Here is a 5,568-nt window from a genome sequence, read left to right as displayed (position 1 = left end):
CTTTGCTTTCCCAGATGGAGAAGTATGGACTGGGTACTCCGGCTACACGTGCGGATATTATCGAGAAGCTGGTAAGTTCCGACACCATCGATCGTCAAGGAAACAGCATGCATCCAACGGGAAAAGGGAAGCAGTTAATTGAACTGGCTGCTCCTCAGCTGCGTACACCGGATTTAACAGCCCGCTGGGAAGCTGAACTGGAGCATATTGCTCGTGGGCAAGGGAAGCCAGAGCCTTTCCTGGAGAGCATTCGTTCAATGGCGAAAGAGCTTGTATCTACGGTAAAAGGAAGCAAAGCGGAGTATAAGCCGCATAATGTATCTAATAGTCACTGCCCGGATTGTAATGCGCGCTTGTTGGAGAAAAAGGGCAAACGTGGCAAGTTCCTCGTGTGTCCAACAGAGGATTGCGGATATCGTCGTTCGGCAGAGAAACGATTATCCAATCGTCGGTGTGCACAGTGTCACAAAAAGATGGAAATTAAAGAGGGTAAGGCAGGTTTGTACGTGCAATGCCTGCCTTGCGGCATAACGGAAACATTGGATAAAGACAAACAGCATGTGAACAAACGTGATCAGCAAAAGCTGGTCAAACAATATGCAAAGCAGGAGTCGATCGGTTCCAATCTGGGAGAACTGTTGAAGGCAGCCATGGAGAAAAAGGGAGAGTAAGACTGTCGTATAAGATTCTCCTTTTTCAGGCAACGTAAGCCTAGGAGGTGATACGCAGATGCCACATAACAAACCAGAAAAGATTCATAATCAGCAGAACAAAGACAGTATCCGGGAAGAGAGTATCTCTGTACGTCCCGAAAAGGCAGCAAAAAGAGCGCCAAACCTGAATGGTATTCCTAAACAGGAGTCATAGGTTAGGTATTCGGGATTCATTGCTTCTAAATATCTTTGCGGTTCCCTTCCCGCGTTGATCATGTTCCTTCAGAGGACTATAATGGAGGTACAGGGAGATGTCCCGGGACAGGGGGACCGCTAGAATTATATGCAAACCGGATTGATACTGTGGTTTTTATTTATCAATGTCGTAGGTTACCTGGTCATGTCGGAAGACAAGAAACGTGCGCAGCGCCGTCGAGACCGTACACCCGAACGAACGCTGTTCCTGCTGGCCTTTATTGGTGGGGCATTGGGGGTATGGATTGCAATGTATCGTAAACGTCACAAAACCAAACATCCCAGTTTTACGATCGGCATTCCGTTGTTGTTATTCCTGAATGCAGTAATCTATGGGTATTTCCTGCAATAAGGTATGTATTGAACGATTGGGATCTGTTGTACTCCAGGTGAGTGGCTAGAATGATTATGTAAAATGTTTCTTATAAATGGTTCATTTTGACCTGGGGATGTTTAAGGAGTTACATGGTTCTTGTATTTTATGTCAGACCGAAGCTGGCTTCGAATGTTCTACATATAAAGGAAGGGACGGGATTTACATGTTATTCTCCAAAATACTAGTAGCATATGATGGTTCGAAAGCTTCAAATAAAGCACTTGATCGTGCGATTGAGTTGGCCAAAGTTTCTCCGGGTGCTGTCTTGGATGTTATCCATGCCTTTGACTTTCCACGTGTATTCATCGGGGAAGGATTGGCACCTTTGCCACCTTCTTTGAATAATGACTACTATAATCTGGCGGTGCAAACAACGGATGAAGCGAAAGAGCGAATTCAGGCTGCAGGCGTTACAGCGAACGTGGATCTGATTCAAGGAGCTGCTGCCGAGGTCCTTCTCGATTATGCCAAAGAGAACGGATCGGATATCATCATTATTGGTAGTCGTGGTCTTGGTGGAATTCGGGAATTTGTCTTGGGCAGCGTTAGTCATAACGTAGTGCAGCATGCTCAGGTTCCGGTACTTATCGTGAAATAATTATAGAATGTGTGTACACACATAATAGAGAAAAGCCGGCTGTCTTCGATAGGTTGAAGAGGGGTCGGCTTTCTTTTTTGGAATAAAAGGGATGCAGTATCTCTGAATGATCGGTTATTTCCGAACATTATATTTGTCAATATGTTAAATGTTCGTCTTTAAGTTGACATTAGCTGTAGGGGATTGTTAGAATGTTAGATGTGTCGATCAGTTATATATAAGGTCGAGTAGGTTCGAAAGATGTGGAATTTTCAATATTAATGAATTTATTTGTGGAAATAGATATTTGCTCGTATAACGCCGGGAATAGGGCCCGGAAGTATCTACCCGGGAACCGTAAATTTCCGGACTACGAGGAGATACGGCTGAGAGACGCATGAAATCAGATGCGGACAGCAAGCCTGCCTTTGGCATGCCCAAATGCGGGATACGTATTTCTTGGAGTCCGGTGTCCGGAGAAAATGTGATGTTTTCGCGGGTAGCGGATTTTTTCATTTCACAATAAACGAGAAGCAACAGGATGAAACCAAAACGCTCAGACGGGAGTTGGATGTATTCATGTCAGTACAGGTGGCTGTGATTATGGGCAGTAAGTCGGATTGGGAAACGATGAAGTATGCTTGTGAGGTGCTGGACGAGCTGGAGATTGGGTATGAAAAAAAGGTCGTATCCGCGCATCGCACACCAGATTTGATGTTTGAATATGCGGAGCAAGCGATTGGCCGTGGATTCAAGGTTATCATTGCAGGTGCGGGCGGGGCGGCACATCTGCCTGGTATGGTCGCTTCCAAAACGATGCTTCCGGTCATTGGGGTTCCCGTACAATCCAAGGCGCTAAATGGTCTCGATTCCTTGCTGTCCATTGTTCAGATGCCTGGTGGCATTCCCGTCGCAACGGTAGCGATTGGCAAGGCTGGTGCAACGAATGCCGGATTGCTTGCGGCTCAGATCATCGGTGCTTTTGACCAGGATGTCCAACGTCGCAGCGAAGCCCGCAGAGAGCGAATCAAACAAGAAGTGCTCGAAAGCAGTGACGAAATATGACTAGTACCAAAATTCAACCCGGATCATCAGGCGAAGCAGAACGTGTCTTGCTCCCAGGAAAAACAACCATCGGTGTTCTTGGAGGCGGGCAGCTTGGACGGATGCTGACACTTGCCGGAACAGCGATGGGGTATCGTTTCGTAACACTTGATCCGGCAGTAGATGCTCCTTGTGGACAAATTGCCGATCAGATTGAAGCGGGATATGACGATGAAAAGGCTGCACTCGAACTGGCTCGGCAGTGTGATGTAATCACCTATGAGTTCGAGAATGTAGATGCAGATGTTGCTTCTCTCCTAGAACGGGAATCCTATGTACCGCAAGGAAGTGCGTTATTATACACAACCCAGCATCGTTTACGTGAAAAACGAGCCATTGAGGCGGCTGGTGTACGTGTAGCCCCTTATCGGGAAATTACAAGCAAGGACACAATGAAGGCAGCCGTGAGCGAACTTGGAGTTCCTTGTGTACTGAAGACGGTGACCGGCGGATACGACGGCAAGGGGCAACGGGTTATTCGCGAAACCAATCAGGCGTTAGCTGCTTATGAAGAACTCGCGGCTACCGGTGCGGAACTGGTATTGGAGCAATTTATCAAGTTTGACTGCGAGATTTCAGTCGTTGTTGCACGCAGCACGAATGGAGAAATTAAGACGTTCCCGCCTGCGGAGAACATTCATGTGAACAACATTTTGCATGCTTCGATTGTACCCGCAAGAGTAGCGACCGAAATACAGATTGAAGCGCAGAAGTTGGCGGCAGCAGTGGCTCAATCCATACAAGCAGTAGGATTGCTGGCAGTGGAGTTGTTTGTTGCGGCAGATGGAAGACTGTACGTGAATGAGCTGGCCCCTAGGCCGCATAATTCCGGCCACTATACGATGGAAGCCTGTGCCACATCACAATTTGAACAGCATATTCGTGCGATTTGCGGATTGCCGCTTGGAGATACTTCATTATTGAGCCCTGTTGTTATGGTCAATGTGCTTGGAGAACATCTGGAAGGTATAATTGCCAGAACGGGTCAGGCTGACGCGGAAGCGTTGGAACTCGGTGTGATTCCTAAGCTTCATATATATGGTAAAACCGAAGCGAAGATAGGACGGAAAATGGGGCATGTCAATCTGCTCTGTCAGGATGTCGAAGAAGGATTACAATGGATTGAACAAACTAATCTTTGGAGGAATACAAATTTATGATCGAACGTTATAGCAGACCCGAAATGAGAGCCATCTGGACGGAGGAGAACAAATTCAAGTCATGGCTGGAAGTTGAAATTTGTGCATGTGAAGCTTGGGCAGAGCTTGGAGTCATTCCTAAGGAAGAAGCAGCATTGCTTCGTCAGAACGCTTCCTTTGACATCGACCGCATTTACGAGATTGAACAGGAAACACGTCATGACGTTATTGCCTTCACACGTACGGTATCTGAAAGTCTGGGAGCAGAGCGGAAATGGGTGCACTACGGACTGACTTCCACGGATGTCGTTGATACGGCTCTTGGATATGTACTTCGTCAGGCAAACGAAATCTTGGAACGTGATATCGTGAACTTTATCGAAATTTTACGTGAAAAAGCGAAGACCTATCAGCACACGCCAATGATGGGACGTACACATGGGGTGCATGCGGAGCCAACGACATTTGGTCTGAAAATGGCACTCTGGCATGAAGAAATGAAACGGAATCTGGAGCGTTTCCGCCACGCGGCAGACAACGTACAATACGGTAAAATCTCTGGAGCAGTTGGGACTTACGCGAACATCGATCCATTTGTTGAAGAGTTTGTCTGCGAGAAGCTGGGTACAAAGCCTGCACCAATCTCGACTCAAACGCTGCAACGTGACCGTCATGCAGAATACATGGCTACACTGGCATTGATCGCAACATCTTTGGACAAGTTCGCTACAGAAGTACGTGCGCTGCAAAAGAGCGAGTTCCGTGAAGTGGAAGAAGCATTTGCGAAAGGTCAAAAAGGATCTTCTGCAATGCCGCACAAACGTAACCCAATCGGCAGTGAGAACATCTCCGGTCTGTCCCGCGTTATTCGCGGACATATGGTATCGGCATACGAGAACGTGACACTTTGGCATGAGCGTGATATCTCGCACTCTTCCGTAGAACGTATCATTCTGCCGGATGCAACGATGCTGCTGAACTACATGCTGAACCGTTTTGGTAACATCGTGAAGAACCTGACGGTATTCCCTGAAAATATGAAACGCAATATGGAGCGTACCTTCGGCGTGCCATTCTCCGGTCGAGTGATGACCAAGTTGATCGACAAAGGTTTCAGCCGAGAGCAAGCGTACGATACCGTTCAACCACGTGCGATGCAAGCATGGGAAGAACAACGCCAGTTCCAGGATATCGTGAAATCTACACCGGAAATCACTGAAGTGCTGAGCGAAGAGGAAATCGCAGATGCGTTCAACCCATCATGGCACCTGAAGCACGTAGACACCATCTTCAAAAAGCTTGGTTTGAACGACTAATATAATACTCTCATAAGGCTAGAGAACTGAATGATGGGTCAGCTGGGAACGCAGAGGACAGAAATAAGCTGAAGAAGCGAAGCGTTCGCCTTTATCACCGGATTTTCACTTTGAAAAAGTGGAATCAAAAAATCTGGGGATAACAGCG

General features: G+C 47.2%; 7 protein-coding genes and 1 riboswitch. All 7 genes read left to right on the top strand.

From position 1 onward, the window contains the following. Nucleotides 1–671 (top strand): DNA topoisomerase (locus G3352_RS30765; RefSeq protein WP_205525145.1); only part of this gene is annotated, 671 nt, incomplete at its 5' end. Between the two features lie 58 nt (nucleotides 672–729). Then, nucleotides 730–867, top strand: a complete 138-nt coding sequence (locus tag G3352_RS31000) for a hypothetical protein (protein ID WP_181586730.1) — start codon at nucleotides 730–732, stop codon at nucleotides 865–867. Between the two features lie 129 nt (nucleotides 868–996). Next, nucleotides 997–1,260, top strand: coding sequence for a DUF1294 domain-containing protein (locus G3352_RS30760; RefSeq protein ID WP_163761693.1), 264 nt, complete (start codon nucleotides 997–999; stop codon nucleotides 1,258–1,260). A 187-nt stretch (nucleotides 1,261–1,447) separates the two neighbouring features. Beyond that, a complete protein-coding gene (locus G3352_RS30755) occupies nucleotides 1,448–1,882 on the top strand; it encodes a universal stress protein (protein ID WP_024633549.1) in 435 nt (144 codons plus the stop codon). Between the two features lie 270 nt (nucleotides 1,883–2,152). Then, a riboswitch (purine riboswitch) is annotated at nucleotides 2,153–2,254 on the top strand. Nucleotides 2,255–2,440: 186 nt separating this feature from the next. Then, on the top strand, nucleotides 2,441–2,926 hold the full coding sequence (purE, locus tag G3352_RS30750) for a 5-(carboxyamino)imidazole ribonucleotide mutase (protein WP_090904914.1): 486 nt from the start codon (nucleotides 2,441–2,443) through the stop codon (nucleotides 2,924–2,926). After that, nucleotides 2,923–4,125: a 5-(carboxyamino)imidazole ribonucleotide synthase gene (gene purK, locus G3352_RS30745; RefSeq protein WP_163761692.1), complete on the top strand. Its 1,203-nt coding sequence runs from the start codon at nucleotides 2,923–2,925 to the stop codon at nucleotides 4,123–4,125. The genes purE and purK overlap by 4 nt, the downstream gene beginning before the upstream one ends. Continuing rightward, the gene (purB, locus tag G3352_RS30740; protein WP_163761691.1) at nucleotides 4,122–5,420 is read left to right on the top strand and encodes an adenylosuccinate lyase; all 1,299 of its coding nucleotides are present in this window, start codon (nucleotides 4,122–4,124) and stop codon (nucleotides 5,418–5,420) included. Before purK ends, purB begins: the two co-directional genes overlap by 4 nt. Nucleotides 5,421–5,568: the final 148 nt, after the last annotated feature.

The sequence above is a fragment of the Paenibacillus sp. ALJ109b genome, assembly GCF_010747435.1.
GTDB lineage: Bacteria > Bacillota > Bacilli > Paenibacillales > Paenibacillaceae > Paenibacillus > Paenibacillus taichungensis.
This window is presented reverse-complemented; position numbering and strand designations above follow the sequence as displayed.